The following is a 14,863-nucleotide window of genomic DNA, read 5'->3' on the forward strand; positions in this document are numbered from 1 at the left end:
CCCCTTGAGGGGAGGGTCGGCGCGCAGCGCCGGGATGGGGTGAATGGGTTGCAAGTCGCTTGGGTCATCTCCTTCTCCCCGTTCTGACGGGGAGAGGAAAAAAGCATCACGCCGCTTTCGCAAGCGAAGCCTTGGTCTCGGCGAAGGCCCAGTCGATCCATTGCGTCAGCAGCGCGACATTGCTTGCTTCCACCGTCGCGCCGCACCAGATGCGCAGTCCCGGCGGCGCATCACGGTAGTAGCCGAAATCATAACCGGCGCCTTCCTTCTCGACCGCGGCAACGAGTTTCTTGGCGAAATCGGCCTGGGCTTCCGGCGGCAACGACGTGATCGTGGGATCAACGACCTTCAGGCAGACTGACGTGTTGGAACGGATCGCCGGATCGGCCGCAAGGAAATCGATCCACGGCGTCTTCGCAACCCAGTCGCTCAACACTTTGGTATTGGCGTCGGCGCGCGCGATCATGCCCTTGAGACCGCCGACCGACCTTGCCCAGTTCAGCGCATCGAGATAGTCCTCGACGCACAGCATCGACGGCGTGTTGATGGTCTCTCCGGTGAAGATGCCGTCGATCAGCTTGCCGCCCTTGGTCATGCGGAAAATCTTCGGCATCGGCCACGGCGGCGTGTAGCTCTCAAGCCGGGCCACGGCGCGCGGAGACAGAATCAGCATGCCATGCGCCGCCTCGCCGCCCAGCGCCTTCTGCCAGGAGAAGGTCACGACGTCGAGCTTGGGCCAATCGAGCGGCTGCGCGAAAGCGGCTGACGTCGCGTCGCAAATCGTAAGACCCTCACGCGTGGCGCTGATCCAGTCCGCGTTCGGCACGCGCACGCCGGACGTGGTTCCGTTCCAGGTGAAGACGATATCGGAGGCGGGGTCGGCCTTGGCGAGATCTGGAATCTCGCCGTAACCCGCGGTGAGCCTGGTGACGTCCTTCAGCTTCAGCTGCTTGATGACATCGGTGATCCAGCCCTCGCCGAAAGACTCCCAGGCGATCGCCGTCACCGGGCACGCGCCGAGCAGAGACCATAAGGCCATCTCGACCGCGCCGGTGTCGGACGCCGGCACGATGCCGATCCTGTAGTCGGCCGGAATCTCCAGAACCTCACGCGTCAGATCGATCGCGAGTTTCAGGCGCGCCTTGCCGATCTTCGCACGATGCGAACGGCCGAGAGCTGCGTCCTTGAGATTCTGGGGGGTCCAGCCGGGGCGCTTGGCGCAAGGGCCGGAAGAAAAATGCGGCACGTCGGGCCGCGAAGCAGGCTTCGCAACGGTCATGATCTATCCTTCCAGATAGCAAGCCTCCCGTTGGGGGGAGGTGTCCCGCCGCTGTGGATATGGGAATCAAGCGATTTCGTCAAGAATATTCCCGGTAGAGCGTTTTCAAGCGAAGTGGGCACCGGTTCGCGTGAAGAAAACGCGTCAAAGCAATAATCTAGAGCCTCGCTTCTGATTCCATCAGAAGCGAACATGCTCTAGCGACGGCTGATCGCCGCGCCCCCGCCTGCAAAACCTGCTACGCCAAGACCTTCTACGCGAAGTGTCGTCCTCCCACCGAAAAGCACGTCGGAATCAGAACCTGTAGCCCGCGCCGGCGCGCACGGTGTTGACGATGGTGTCCACCGGCGCCGTGAACCGCAAGAATTCCCATTCGGCACGCAGGAACAGACCATCGACGATCATCATATCGATGCCGAGTCCGGCCGCGTAGCCGTAGATGAAATGCGCATTGGCGTTATCGGACAAGGAGCCGGCGCCTGCCAGGTTGGGAAGCGGTGGAATCTGCGTACCAACATACTGATAGCGCGAACTGTAACTTACGTTACGCTGGATATCGGCCCGCCCCATCGCGACGCCGCCAAAGGCGTATGGCAGGAAGCAGCCGAACGAATACCCCGCACGGACCCGGAGCGAACCAAAATCCGTGATCTGCATAGAGGCGTTCGATTGTACGAACGCCGACGTCAGATAATCGGTCGGGTAATTGAACGATCGGCCCTGGCTTCCGCCCGATGCACCGAAGAACTTGCCATGAGTGTAGTTGAGTTCGACACCATAGACGACATCTTCCGACTGCAGGTTGTAGCCGAGGAACCCGCCAAACCCCTCGTTCCGGATCGATGTCGTTTGGCCCAATGGCCAGGTCGAAAGATGATACTGACTTTCGATATCGACGTTGTTCAGCAATCGCTCCAGCAACTCTTTTCCGGAGTTCTTGAAATCCATGTCGGCCGAGCCGTAGCTTGCCTGGCCGCCGATATAAAACCCCTGCCACACCGTCCGCACCGTGCTGAGGCTCGGCGGCTGCGATCCGCGCAAGAATGGAAGGTCATCGGGCATATCGGCTGCGTACGCGCCCTGCGCTGCTCCGCAAATGACCGTCGCCAGCAGAAGTCTACGCATCGTGAACGCTCCATCGACCACCAACTTGGATAATGGCGATCATCGCCTGTTAACCTTAACCAATGGTTGTTGCGCGAGGTGATGCGTTTACATTGCCGACAAAATGTTGGCGTGCGCGGCCTCTTGCGGCAGTCGGACTCGAGCACACGAAAACAAAACGGCGCGGGAAATCCCGCGCCGTTTTGAGCCGTCAAGATTTAGGATATGGCTCAGCCCTTGGTCACAAGCGGCGGCGGCGCATAGGCCGGCGGGCTGTTGAAGTACCAGCGCACACCAAGTCTCAGGTCGTGCGAGGTGATATCGTTGAACTGCATCGGAACACCGCGGGTGAACCCCGTATAGGTCGAGACCGGACCGGTCGTGCCCCTGCCGAGATTGACGTAGCTGTAGCCCAGTTCGAGCGCAAGGCCCGGAGTGACCTGGTAGGCCAGACCAGCATGCGCCGCCCAGGCGAAATTCCATGTCGAGGCCGCCGGCGCGAGCGCAGCACTCGGATACGTGCCCCAACCAAATCCGATATTATTGACCATGCCGACGTCAGTGTAGTTCGCGATGGTTACACGCGCCGCGCCAACGCCGGCGCCGATGAACGGCGTGATACCCCACCAGGTGCCGAGATCGACATAGGCGTTCGCGAGCACGAGCCATTCCGACTTGGCGGCATTGTAATTGTTCACACCGTTTCCGACCACGCCTCCACCAACCGGATAAGTCAGAATATCGGTACCCTTGAAGTTCGCGTTGCCACGATACTGCCCGGTGATATCGCCACGGAACCAGTTGTTGAACTGATAACCGACGCCGACGCCGTAGATGCCGGCGGCGTCAAAAGCGGTGGTTTGTTCATGCGACAGGAGTTGCGCGTTGCGGCCATCCGCCATCGCAATGTTCCGCACACGCTGGTTGCTGAATCCGATATCGCCTCGCAGATACCAGCCGCCGAAATCGACGATCGGCGGGACGAAGTATGGCGGAGGTGGCGGCGCGATGGGCAGGTCGGCTGCGAACGCGGCCGATGTGAACAGCGATGCCGCTCCGGCGGCGACGAGCAATTTTACACTACGCATCGGTTTCGTCCCTTTGTGCCGTGAGGTAATGCTGCCCCACTCCGATTTAGGAGGGACGATGACACCGAATACTTAAGAGCTGCTTAACCCTAATTTTTAAGGTTGATTTTTGGTGAGTTTCTTACGCGCGGCGAGCGGGTGGCCTGCCCACGCAAGTTCATCATGCGGCGGCGTTTACACTTGCCGGGTTTTCGGCATTTTCGGCAGGAACATCGCCAGCAGCCCGATCGCCGGCAGGAACGCACAGACCCGATAGACAAACTCGATGCCCTTCGCGTCCGCGACCTCGCCCAGCAGCGCGGCGCCGATTCCCGCCGCACCGAACGCGAAGCCGAAAAACATGCCTGAGATCATGCCGAGCCGGTGCGGCATCAATTCCTGCGCGAAGACGATGATCGCGGGCATCGCGGACGAAAGGATGACGCCGATAACAACCGTCAGCGCCACCGTGCCGGCGAGATTCGCGAACGGCAGCAGCAGGGTGAACGGCAACACACCGAGAATCGACAGCCAGATCACATAGCGGCGTCCGAAGCGATCGCCGATCGGACCACCGAAATACACGCCAATGGCGACGGCGCCGAGAAACACGAACAGCAAAAGCTGTGATGTCTGCGTCGAGACATGAAACTTCTCGATCAGATAGAAAGTGTAATAGCTCGTCAGGCTCGACATGTAGATGAACTTCGAGAATACCAGCACGATCAGGATTGCCAGTGCGACGGTGGTTCGTGCGCGCGTCGGCGCCTCCGGCGACCGGATATGCGCCGCGCTCCTGCGAGGCACAATCCTCGGCCTGTACCAGCGGCCGATCTGAACCAGCAGCACGATCGCGACAAAGGCGATCGACGAAAACCACGCGATGCTCGGCTGCCCGAACGGCACGATGATCAGAGCCGCCAGGAGCGGCCCCATCGCCGCGCCGAAATTTCCTCCGACCTGAAAAACCGATTGCGCGAAGCCGTAGCGGCCGCCGGACGCCATCCGCGCGATGCGCGCGGACTCCGGATGAAACACAGCGGAGCCAAGGCCGATCAGCGCGGCAGCGACAAGAATCATGGCGTAGGAATGAGCGACACTGAGCAGCAGCAATCCCACGAATGTAGATCCCATGCCGACCGCGAGCGAGAATGGCTGAGGCTTGCTGTCCGTGACGTAACCCACCACGGGTTGCAGCAGCGACGCCGTGACGTGAAACGCCAGCGTGATCATTCCGATCTGCGCGAAGTCGAGCGCGTAATTCTCCTTCAGGATCGGATAGACCGATGGGATCAGCGACTGCATGGTGTCGTTGAGAAAATGCGAGAAGCTGATGCCGCCGAGCACGATATACGCCGGCCCCGCGGCAGCCTTTTCCGCGATCCCGGAAACCACCACCGGCGCGACCAGCGTTTCTTCGGAAATGACAGGCTTGTCCACGGGCCGTTTTCCGGTTGTTGCAACCCGCGTCTGTTATAGCGTTTTCGAGCGAAGTGGATACCGGTTCGCGCGAAGGAACACGTCAGATCAAATCAGCGAGCCCCGAATCATGGAGCCCGCTTTTAATTCCGTCAGCAGTGGAAAATCTTCACGATGAGATACCGGCCCGGCCAACCCGCGACCGGTTACAATAGCAGGGACGCATACGCATCCGAAAATGTTTGCCACAGAGCCTTGACGGCAAAGGTTCCGGTTCTACCGGCTTTCAGGCCACCGCCGGATTGCCCAGCGCGGAAACGATCGTGTCGACAACCTCCTCGACCAGGATACGGTCGTCGCCCTCGCCCATGACGCGAATGACGGGCTCGGTCCCAGAAGAACGCACCAACAGCCGCCCATGGCCATTGAGGCGCTTCTCGCCCGCCGTAATGGCGGACTTCACCTCCGCGCGGTCCAGCGGCTTGCCGTTGCGGTAACGGAAGTTCTTCAGTATCTGCGGCAGCGGCTCGAACTTATGGCAGACTTGCGAGACCGGGCGCCCCAGCTTCTGCACCACGGCAAGGACCTGAAGCGCGGACACGAATCCGTCTCCGGTGGTCGCATAGTCGGACAGGATGATGTGTCCTGACTGCTCACCGCCGAGATTGTAGCCCTGCTTCAGCATCTGCTCGAGCACGTAGCGGTCGCCGACAGGCGTCCGCACCAGCGACAGTTCGCGATCATTCAGGAACCGTTCAAGACCGAGATTCGACATCACGGTCGCGACAATCCCTGGTTTGGTCAACCGGCCGTCTTCCTTCCAGCTCTCGGCGATCACCGCGAGAAGCTGGTCGCCATCGACGGCATGGCCGCGTTCGTCGACGATGATGACGCGGTCGGCGTCACCGTCGAGCGCGATGCCGATATCGCCGCGCATTTCACGCACCTTGCGGCACAGTGCTTCCGGCGCGGTGGAGCCGCATTCCTTATTGATATTGAGACCGTCGGGTTCGACGCCGATCGGAACCACATCCGCGCCCAGTTCCCATAACGCCTCCGGCACTACCTTGTAGGCCGCGCCGTGGGCGCAATCGACCACGACCCGCAACCCCTCCAGGCTCAGTTCGCGTGGCAGCGTGCGCTTGGCGAATTCGATATAGCGATCATGCACGCCGTCGATACGGCGGGCACGGCCCAGATTCCTGCTCTGCGCGAGCTTCTTGTCGAGGTTTTCATCGAGCAGCTGTTCGATCTTCTTTTCGACCTCGTCGGACAGCTTGAAGCCGCGCGGGCCGAACATCTTGATGCCGTTGTCCTCGAAAAGGTTATGCGAGGCTGAAATCATGACGCCGAGATCGGCACGCATGGACTTGGTCAACATCGCGACGGCCGGTGTCGGCATCGGACCAAGCAGCAGCACATCCATGCCGACAGAGGTAAAGCCCGCGACCAGCGCGTATTCGATCATGTAGCCGGATAACCGGGTATCCTTGCCGATCACAACGCGATGACGATGCTCGCCGCGCTGAAATACCAGCCCGGCCGCCTGTCCAACCTTCATCGCCAGTTCCGGCGTGATCAAGCCGTTGGCCCGGCCGCGAATTCCGTCCGTTCCAAAATATTTGCGGCTCATTTTCCCCCCACGACGCGCCCAAATGCTCACCGCCACGCTTGAGGCCGGCTCGTCGAATCCTCAGGACGTCAAATATATCGCTCGACGCGCTTATACCGTCACTAGAGATAACACGACTTCAAAAAATATAATGAACCGTTACCGGAATTGTGAGGAAAAGGCCGTGCCGTCAACCCCTTGCATATCACCATCGGAACCCGCCTACTTTTTTTCGGGGGTACCCCTCCAATGACATCTCCCTAATTCTCAGTCTGATCCTTGGTGGATTCTTCTTTGGTGGGTTTTTCCTTGGCAGGATTTTCCTCTGGGGGTTTTGCAGGAGCCGGCTGGGTGATGCTCAACGGGTCCGAACCGGGAAACGACTCTTCCAGGCCGCGATCGAGTTCCTCATCCAGTTCTTTCTTGGTTTTTCTGCTCCGGTCGTCCGTCCCGCCGTCATTTCGCGCCATAAGCCTCTCCCATAGCATTACTCCTAAGGATGGGACCGGTTCGCGTGAAAGACGACGCATCAAAACGAAATCATGAGCGCGACTTCCATTTTTCCATCAGAAGCGGAAGCGCTTTCGGTACCGCCGCTTATGTAACGCCATCGTGCAGGCCAGAGTTCCGGCGAAGGTCGCCATTCAGGCTCCGGCTCCGCGCGGTGGGCGATCAGCCCCAACCCAGCGCCAGCGCAACGCGGTAGGTGACGAACGCCGCCAGATAAGCCATCGACAGCATGTAGAAGAATGTGGTCAGCACCCAGCGCCACCCGCCGGTCTCGCGCTTGATGACGGCCAGCGTCGAAGCGCATTGCGGCGCAAACACATACCACGCGAGAAAAGCCAGCGCGGTGGCGAAACTCCATTGACCGGCCAGCATTTGCCCGACCTGCTCCGCCGCCTCGTTGCCTCCCTCGATCGCATAAACGGTGCCAAGCGAAGCGACCGCCACCTCGCGCGCCGCCATGCCGGGAATCAGCGCAACGCTGATTTGCCAGTTGAAGCCGATCGGCGCGAGCACCGGCTCGATCCAGCGGCCGATCATCGCCGCAAGGCTGAAATCGATCGCGGGCTCGGTGGCGCCCTCCGGCGGACGCGGGAAGGACGCCAGGAACCAGATCAGGACCATCATCGAAAAGATCGTCGTGCCGGCGCGCTTCAAAAACGCCATCGCGCGCTGGTAGAGGTTCATCAGCACGCTGCGCAGTTGCGGCAGCTTGTAATCCGGCAGTTCCAGCATGAACGGCGGCGTCGCGCTGTCACGCCAGAAGAAGCGGTTGGCCACGAACGACACGGCGAGCGCGCTGAATATCCCCAACGCATAGAGCCCGAACATCACGAGCCCCTGCAATCCCAGCACGCCAAGAACCGGCTGGTTCGGCACGAAGGCCGCGATGATCAAGGTATAGACCGGGATGCGCGCCGAGCAGGTCATCAGCGGCGCGACCATGATCGTGGTCAGCCGATCGCGCTTGTTGTCGATCACCCGCGTCGCCATGATCCCCGGAATCGCGCAGGCGAAGCTCGACAGCAGCGGGATAAAAGCGCGTCCGTGCAGTCCTGCCCCGCCCATGATGCGGTCCATCAGGAACGCCGCGCGCGCCATGTAGCCGAGATCCTCAAGCAGCAGAATGAACAGAAACAGGATGAGGATCTGCGGCAGGAACACGATGACGCTGCCGACGCCGGAGATCACGCCGTTCTGAATGAAGCTCTGCAACAATCCGTCCGGCAGCACCGCCGCCGAGAGCGCGCCAAGCGCGTCAAACCCCTGACTGATGAGTTCCATCGCCGGTTCGGCCCAGGCGAAGACAGCCTGGAACATCACGAACAGCAAAAGAAGCAGCGCAACCATCCCCCACACCGGATGCAGCAGAACGGCATCCACCCGCGTGGTCCATGTGTCGGGCTTGGCCGGCTCGCTGATCGCGGCGCGGATCACGCGATCGGCCTCGCGCTGCGCGGCGCGCAGGTCCGATGCGGCCGGCGTCGTCCAGTCACTTTCGGCGATGGCGCCGGTCGGCTTTCCCGCGATCTCATCGATCCGGCACAGCAGATCGTCGATGCCGCCGCGCCGCACGGCGGTCGATGTGACGACCGGCACGCCAAGTTCAGCGGAGAGCTTGTCGAGATCGATGTCGACGCCGCGGCGCCGCGCGATATCGATCATGTTCAGCACCAGAAGCATCGGCCGGTGCACGCGCTTCAGTTCGATCACGAGGCGCAGCGCCACGCGAAGGTTGGTGGCGTCGGCCACGCAGAGCAGAAAATCCGGCGGGCTTTCGCTCGCGAGCTTGCCGAGAATGACGTCGCGGGTGATGTCCTCGTCCGGGCTGCGTCCCCGCAAGGAATAAGTTCCGGGCAGATCGATCAGATCGACGCGATGGCCGGATGCGGTGCGCAAAACCCCCGACTTGCGCTCCACCGTGACTCCGGCGTAGTTGGCCACCTTCTGCCGGCTGCCGGTAAGCGCATTGAACAAAGCGGTCTTGCCGCAGTTGGGCGTTCCAACCAGGGCGATGCGCCAGTCATTCACCTCGATTGCGGTCATGTCGCGGTTTTCGCCGCCTGATCGTGATCACCGACCATGATCGCCATCGCTTCGCGCCGACGCAACGCGATCGTCGTGCCGTTGACCCGGACCGCGATCGGATCCCGGCCGACCGGTCCTTCGTGCAAAATCTGAACCGACGCGCCCTCGACGATGCCAAATTCGAGAAGACGCCGTTCGATCTCGCTCGCCGACACGCCAAGATGGTCGCCGCCGACCATGATGGCGCTGACCCGGCCGCAAAAGCCGCGCCGCGCGAGGCCGAGCGGCGTGGCCTGCGTTGCTTCAAGGGTTCTGGTATCGGGATCGGACATGATGCTCGCTGATGAAGGGGGTGACGCCTCTATCCAGTGGATCAACCTCTCGTGGGGGTCAAGACACAGAGCATTGATTGAATTTTGCTAGAATGATTAAAAAGTAAAGGCATCTCACGTCGAAAACGCTATAGAAGATCGGCTTCGACCAGCGCGCGCAGTTCCTGCGTCACCGCGGGACGCAGGCCGAACCACAGTTCGAACCCGCGCACCGCCTGATGCAGCAGCATCCCGAGGCCGTCCGCAGTCCTGAGGCCCCGCGCACGCGCCGCGGACAGCAATGGCGTTTCCAGGGGAACATAGACCAGATCGGCGACCACCGCATCCCGCGGCAGCAGCGCCAGATCAATGTCCAGCGGCGGTTGTCCGTTCATGCCGAGCGAGGTGGTATTGACGAGCAGGCCGGTGCGCGGCAGCAGCTCGCCAAGCGTGTTCCAGGCCGCCGGAATAACCCTCGCCCCGAATTGATCCGCGAGCACCCGCGCCCTTTCCATCGTGCGGTTGGCGAGATGGATGCGCGGGATGCCGCGCTCGACCAGGCCGAACACCACGGCCCGCGACGCTCCGCCGGCGCCAAGCACCAGCGCGTCCCCGGTCCGGTCCCAGCCCGGCGCCGCAACGTCCAGATTACTGATAAAGCCCTCGACGTCGGTATTGGTGGACCGCAGAACGGCGCCGTCATAATAGAGCGTGTTGGCGGCGCCGACGGCTCTCGCACGCTCATCCGGCTCCGTGAGCTGCAGCGCCCGCTCCTTGTGCGGGATCGTGACATTGGCGCCCGCGAAGCCGTGCGTCGAAAGATGCATGACGAATTCGGCGAATCCTTCGGGCGGAATCGCCTCGATGCTGTAACCCCCCGTTATTCCGTGCAAGCGCAGCCAATAGTGATGGATCAGCGGCGAGCGCGAATGCGCCGCGGGCCATCCGATCAGGCAGGCGGCCCGGCCTGTTGTCTCGGCTATCATCATGGGATCCCGTCGCGTGCGCGCCCGACCATCAGGGCGGCCCGCCAGAATGGAATCATTCAAGCCGCGCCGCCTGTCAATGCCGCCGCCGGCCGCACTGCAACACGCATCCCCGGCCCGCGCTCACGGCGCGGGCTGCGATCTTCCGAAAACCGGTTTCCACTTTGCGCTGGCGCGGCCCTTCGGGTCGGGATCTTGCTCTCTAAGCCGCCACGCGACGCGAGGCGATGATCTGGTCCGCGGTCCGCCCGGTGACTTCGGCCATGCGGTCGAACTGCCGGGTAAAACCGCCCGCTCCCGCGGTCGCCGACCTCAGTTCAATGATGAGATCGCCGATCTCGGCTTCCGGCATCGTCGCCCGCACGCAGTCCCAGCCGGACCAGCCCTCGCGACTGTCGAAGCCAAGAATCTGGCCGCGACGAGCCGCCAGGATCGCATTGACCTTCGCGGTCGCCTCACTCGGGCAAACGATCTCGACCACATCAATGGGCTCCAGCAACACCGGCTGGCATTTCGGCAATGCCTCGGCGATCCCGATGCGGGCGGCGGTGCGGAACGCCTGATCCGAGGAGTCGACGCTGTGATAGGAGCCGTCGGTCAGCGTCACCTGCACATCGGTCACGGGAAAGCCAAGGGGACCGCGCGCGAGCCCGTCCACCACGCCGTCCTCGACCGCGCCGATATAATTGCGCGGCACCGCGCCGCCCACGATCCTGTCGACAAAGACGAAACCGACGCCGCGCGACAGCGGTTGAATCTCCAGCATCACGTCGCCGAACTGGCCATGCCCCCCGGACTGCTTCTTATGGCGTCCGCGCTGGGTGACAGGCTTGCGGATCGCTTCCTGGTAGCCGATCGCGGGCGGATGCGAGGAAACGTTGACGCCGAAACGATCGCGCAGCCGTTCCAGCGCGACGCGCAGATGCATCTCGCCCTGTCCCCACAGCACGGTGTCGTGGGTCTGCGGATTGTGAACGACGGCGAGCGAGGGATCCTCCTCGTTGAGCTTGCTCAAAGCCTGTCCGAGCTTGACGTCGTCCTTGCGATCGGCTGCGGCAAGCGCCATCGCAAGCACAAGCGGGGACGGCGCGATGCTGACCAGCGAGGGCGGCGCGGTCCTGGCGGTCGTGAGCGTATCGCCGGTCCTGACGGCCTCGAGCTTGCCCAATGCAACCACATCGCCCGCGCCCGCCGATGCGCGCTTGGTCTCCTGCGCGCCGGTTGCCGCGAAAATGCCGGATATCTTTCCGGCTTCGCCCGAGGATGCCTGCACCGCCGCGCCGTCGTCGAAACGTCCGGTCAGCACCCTCGCCAGCGACAGCTTGCCGCCATGCTGGAGGTGCACGGTCTTGAACACGCAGCCCAAGGCCTCCCTGCTGCCGGCCACGCCCATGCGCTTCACGGTCTCGCCGATGCCGGGAGCTTCGTGACGCAGCGCTTTCATCAGCCGCATCACGCCGTTTTCGCGCGCCGCCGAGCCGAGCAGCACAGGGCAGATTTTGCCTTCGCGCAGTTCGCGAGCGAGGTCGTCGAACACCGCATCCCGCGGCGGCGCGATATCCTCGAGCAACTGCTCCATCAACGCGTCGTCGTGATCGGCGAGTTTCTCCAGCATCGAGAACCGCGCGTCCTTCTCGCGGTCGAGATCGCCGCCGTCGAGCTGGACGACCTCGGAGGCCGCGTGCTCGCGATAGACGAAGGCGCGCTCCAGCGCGAGATCGACGAACCCCGCGATCGAATCGCCCTTCCAGATCGGAATCTGCCGCAGCACCAGCGGCGTTCGCGACGCCGGCTGCAACGTGGCCAGGGTTTCGCGAACGCCCTTGTTCGCCTTGTCGATCTTGTTGAGAAACAGAAAGCGGGGAATATTCAGATCTTCCAGTTCGCGAAGGATGATCTGTAGCTGCGGCAGCTTGCGCTCATCCGCCTCGCACACCACGACCGCCGCATCGACCGCGGGAATCGCCGCGCGCATGTCGTGCGCGAATTCGATCGACCCCGGACAATCGATAAAGGTGTAACTTTCGTCCATGAAGCAGGTGGTGACCGGGGTGGGGGCGACTCCCATTCTGTGCTGGCGAGCCTCGGCGCTGGCGTCACCGACGCTGGTGGCCTGATCGACGCTGCCTGCTTTGGGAATCGCGCCCGTTCGGGCAAGGATGGCTTCGAGAAGCGTGGTCTTACCGCTTTGGAACGGGCCCACCAGCGCGATGCACCGGGGACCCGATGCTTGAGTGCCTTGAGAACCCCCGTGAGAACTTCTGAGGTCTTGTCCCATTGCCGCCTCCTGGTCTGGAAGTCGGCCCATGATCGGGTCGGCAATGGCGATGCTCCACCCGCAGGCGGAATTTGGCAAGCGTGAAAACGCACCGGACGGCCGGACACCCGCGCCGCGTTTGGCGGCCCCGGTCCGCTTTTCCCGGATACGTTCTTCAGTGAGAAAATATCCGTGAGAAAGAAAAGGCCCGCTTTCGCGGGCCTCTTCAGTCGTCCAATCAGTGATGGTGACGGCGATGATGGTGACGATGCCGCTTCTTGCGAGGCGTCGCACGCACATCCGCCGGGCGAAGATCGACATCGACCACGCCGGCCGCGGCGCTGAAGCCGGTCTGGCCCTGGAGGCTCAGCGGCTGCAGCGAGATCGAGTTGCCCGAACCACCGACCAGCAGGTTCGCGCCGATCCCGACGCCGACCGTCGCGTTCGCTCCGACTCCGCCGAAATGGCCGGCCAGCGCGCCGCGGCCCACCCGTCCGCTCGGCGCATGGACGATCCATGCCAGGCCGGTCTGCTGAGTGACGCCAAGGTCGAGGCCAAAGCGCTGGACGCGCGCGATGTAGGGTTCAGGCGGCGCACCGGTGCTGCTACGGAAGATGCACTGAAGTTCCGTTGTGGAACCAACGATATAGCCCACATGCTGGCCGCCCCCGCACTCAAGGACGCCGGCCTGGACTCCATGATGTTGATACTGGGCCTGGGCGCCCGCAACCGACGCGACGAGGGTCACGGCGGCCGCAGCGAGAAGTTTCGGGAAGTTCATGAATGATCTCCGCTTGGAATCGGTTGGGAATCGGTAAAGGTTTGGGACATGATGGAACCGGCGTGTCCAAAACAAGGCGAACGCCACACTCACTACACCAACATGCCTGAACCTTGCTAAACCTTAAATGAACATGCGGACAAAACCTTTCGGGACCGAGTGCAGGTGCCAGCTTACAGCGGAAGGCTCGGACGCCGGCCCATCTCATGAAGCCTTCTCAGGCGATCAGCGCAGGCTGCCACAGAAACGCTGGATGCGCTTGCAGGCTTCTTCAAGATCCGCCGTTTTAGTCGCATAGGAGATGCGAAACGCCGGCCCCAAGCCAAACGCCGACCCCTGCACCACCGCGACGCCCTCGGCCTCCAGCAGTTCAGTGACAAAATCCTCGTCCGTCGCGAGCGTCTTGCCGGACGGCGTGGTCTTGCCGATGGCGCCGGCGCACGACGGATAGACGTAGAACGCGCCTTCCGGCCGGGGACAATCGATGCCACTGGCCTGATTCAGCATCGCCACCACGATGTCGCGGCGCTCCTTGAATACCTTGTTGTTCGCCTCGATGAACCCTTGGGGACCGTTCAGGGCTTCCACCGCCGCCCATTGCGAAATGGACGACGGGTTCGAGGTCGATTGCGACTGGATCGTCGCCATCGCCTTGATCAGCTGCGCGGGCCCCCCCGCATAGCCGATTCGCCAGCCCGTCATGCAGTAGGCCTTCGACACGCCGTTGACCGTCAGGGTGCGGTCGAACAGTTTCGGCTCGACCTGCGCCGGAGTGGTGAACTCGAACTGGTCATAGATCAGATGCTCGTACATATCGTCGGTCATGATCCAGACGTGGGGATGCTTCACCAGCACGTCGGTCAGCGCCTTCAATTCGGCCCGCGTATAGGCCGCGCCGGTCGGGTTCGACGGCGAATTGAGGATGATCCACTTGGTCTTCGGCGTGATCGCTCTTTCCAGCGCCTCGGGCTGCAGCTTGAATCCGAACTCCGCCGTGCAGATCACCGGCACGGGCTCGCCTCCCGCCAGCGCCACCATCTCGGGATAGCTGACCCAGTACGGCGCGGGGATGACGACCTCGTCACCGGGATTGATGGTCGCCATCAGCGCGTTGTAGAGAACCTGCTTGCCGCCGGTGCCGACAATGATCTGGTTCGGCTTGTAGGTCAGTTCGTTGTCGCGCTGAAACTTGGCGATAATGGCCTGCTTCAATTCGGGGATGCCATCGACCGCCGTATATTTGGTCTTGCCCGCCTCGATGGCATGAACCGCGGCCAGCTTGATATTGGCCGGCGTATCGAAGTCCGGCTCGCCCGCGCCGAGGCCGATCACGTTTCGTCCCTCCGCCTTGAGCCGACGTGCCTTATCCGTGACCGCGATGGTCGCGGACGGCTTCACACGATCGAGCGCGGCGGACAGGAACGACATCGTCATCTCCTAGCAAGCGTGGCGGTCACCCCTTCCACGCTACCTCATTGACTGGAATCCCGGCACATTAGTGTGCGTCAGGTT

General features: G+C 62.3%; 12 protein-coding genes. All 12 read right to left on the reverse strand.

The features are described from left to right. Positions 1 to 106: 106 nt before the first annotated feature. The gene (locus tag ACMYR2_RS17945) at positions 107 to 1,279 is read right to left on the reverse strand and encodes a phosphoserine transaminase (protein WP_347264193.1); all 1,173 of its coding nucleotides are present in this window, start codon (positions 1,277 to 1,279) and stop codon (positions 107 to 109) included. Between the two features lie 294 nt (positions 1,280 to 1,573). Then, the gene (locus ACMYR2_RS17950; RefSeq protein ID WP_347264194.1) at positions 1,574 to 2,404 is read right to left on the reverse strand and encodes a porin family protein; all 831 of its coding nucleotides are present in this window, start codon (positions 2,402 to 2,404) and stop codon (positions 1,574 to 1,576) included. Between the two features lie 209 nt (positions 2,405 to 2,613). Beyond that, complete coding sequence (locus tag ACMYR2_RS17955) at positions 2,614 to 3,471, reverse strand: outer membrane protein (RefSeq protein WP_347264195.1); 858 nt, start codon at positions 3,469 to 3,471, stop codon at positions 2,614 to 2,616. A 174-nt stretch (positions 3,472 to 3,645) separates the two neighbouring features. Then, positions 3,646 to 4,890, reverse strand: coding sequence for an MFS transporter (locus tag ACMYR2_RS17960; protein ID WP_416193426.1), 1,245 nt, complete (start codon positions 4,888 to 4,890; stop codon positions 3,646 to 3,648). Positions 4,891 to 5,155: 265 nt separating this feature from the next. Next, positions 5,156 to 6,502 (reverse strand): phosphoglucosamine mutase, encoded by a 1,347-nt coding sequence (gene glmM, locus ACMYR2_RS17965; RefSeq protein ID WP_347263424.1) that lies wholly within the window; start codon positions 6,500 to 6,502, stop codon positions 5,156 to 5,158. Between the two features lie 239 nt (positions 6,503 to 6,741). Next, on the reverse strand, positions 6,742 to 6,951 hold the full coding sequence (locus ACMYR2_RS17970) for a hypothetical protein (RefSeq protein ID WP_347263425.1): 210 nt from the start codon (positions 6,949 to 6,951) through the stop codon (positions 6,742 to 6,744). A 202-nt stretch (positions 6,952 to 7,153) separates the two neighbouring features. Continuing rightward, positions 7,154 to 9,034: a ferrous iron transporter B gene (gene feoB, locus ACMYR2_RS17975; protein WP_347263426.1), complete on the reverse strand. Its 1,881-nt coding sequence runs from the start codon at positions 9,032 to 9,034 to the stop codon at positions 7,154 to 7,156. Further along, positions 9,031 to 9,348, reverse strand: coding sequence for a FeoA family protein (locus ACMYR2_RS17980; protein WP_347263427.1), 318 nt, complete (start codon positions 9,346 to 9,348; stop codon positions 9,031 to 9,033). Before ACMYR2_RS17980 ends, feoB begins: the two co-directional genes overlap by 4 nt. 128 nt (positions 9,349 to 9,476) lie before the next feature. Then, on the reverse strand, positions 9,477 to 10,313 hold the full coding sequence (locus tag ACMYR2_RS17985; RefSeq protein WP_416194132.1) for a shikimate dehydrogenase: 837 nt from the start codon (positions 10,311 to 10,313) through the stop codon (positions 9,477 to 9,479). Positions 10,314 to 10,515: 202 nt separating this feature from the next. Beyond that, positions 10,516 to 12,591 (reverse strand): elongation factor G, encoded by a 2,076-nt coding sequence (locus tag ACMYR2_RS17990; protein WP_347263428.1) that lies wholly within the window; start codon positions 12,589 to 12,591, stop codon positions 10,516 to 10,518. A 217-nt stretch (positions 12,592 to 12,808) separates the two neighbouring features. Continuing rightward, positions 12,809 to 13,351, reverse strand: coding sequence for a DUF992 domain-containing protein (locus tag ACMYR2_RS17995; RefSeq protein ID WP_347263429.1), 543 nt, complete (start codon positions 13,349 to 13,351; stop codon positions 12,809 to 12,811). A gap of 225 nt (positions 13,352 to 13,576) precedes the next feature. After that, complete coding sequence (locus ACMYR2_RS18000; RefSeq protein ID WP_347263430.1) at positions 13,577 to 14,779, reverse strand: pyridoxal phosphate-dependent aminotransferase; 1,203 nt, start codon at positions 14,777 to 14,779, stop codon at positions 13,577 to 13,579. Between the last annotated feature and the right edge of the window lie 84 nt (positions 14,780 to 14,863).

This window comes from Nitrobacter sp. TKz-YC01 (assembly GCF_047824785.1).
GTDB lineage: Bacteria > Pseudomonadota > Alphaproteobacteria > Rhizobiales > Xanthobacteraceae > Nitrobacter.

Bases quoted from the DNA above. Each gene is read 5' to 3' on its own strand.
- ACMYR2_RS17985 (WP_416194132.1), bottom strand. From the start codon at position 10,313: ATGATAGCCGAGACAACAGGCCGGGCCGCCTGCCTGATCGGATGGCCC.
- glmM (WP_347263424.1), bottom strand. From the start codon at position 6,502: ATGAGCCGCAAATATTTTGGAACGGACGGAATTCGCGGCCGGGCCAAC.
- ACMYR2_RS17950 (WP_347264194.1), bottom strand. From the start codon at position 2,404: ATGCGTAGACTTCTGCTGGCGACGGTCATTTGCGGAGCAGCGCAGGGC.
- ACMYR2_RS17945 (WP_347264193.1), bottom strand. From the start codon at position 1,279: ATGACCGTTGCGAAGCCTGCTTCGCGGCCCGACGTGCCGCATTTTTCT.
- ACMYR2_RS17980 (WP_347263427.1), bottom strand. From the start codon at position 9,348: ATGTCCGATCCCGATACCAGAACCCTTGAAGCAACGCAGGCCACGCCG.
- ACMYR2_RS17995 (WP_347263429.1), bottom strand. From the start codon at position 13,351: ATGAACTTCCCGAAACTTCTCGCTGCGGCCGCCGTGACCCTCGTCGCG.
- ACMYR2_RS17955 (WP_347264195.1), bottom strand. From the start codon at position 3,471: ATGCGTAGTGTAAAATTGCTCGTCGCCGCCGGAGCGGCATCGCTGTTC.
- feoB (WP_347263426.1), bottom strand. From the start codon at position 9,034: ATGACCGCAATCGAGGTGAATGACTGGCGCATCGCCCTGGTTGGAACG.
- ACMYR2_RS17990 (WP_347263428.1), bottom strand. From the start codon at position 12,591: ATGGGACAAGACCTCAGAAGTTCTCACGGGGGTTCTCAAGGCACTCAA.
- ACMYR2_RS17970 (WP_347263425.1), bottom strand. From the start codon at position 6,951: ATGGCGCGAAATGACGGCGGGACGGACGACCGGAGCAGAAAAACCAAG.
- ACMYR2_RS18000 (WP_347263430.1), bottom strand. From the start codon at position 14,779: ATGTCGTTCCTGTCCGCCGCGCTCGATCGTGTGAAGCCGTCCGCGACC.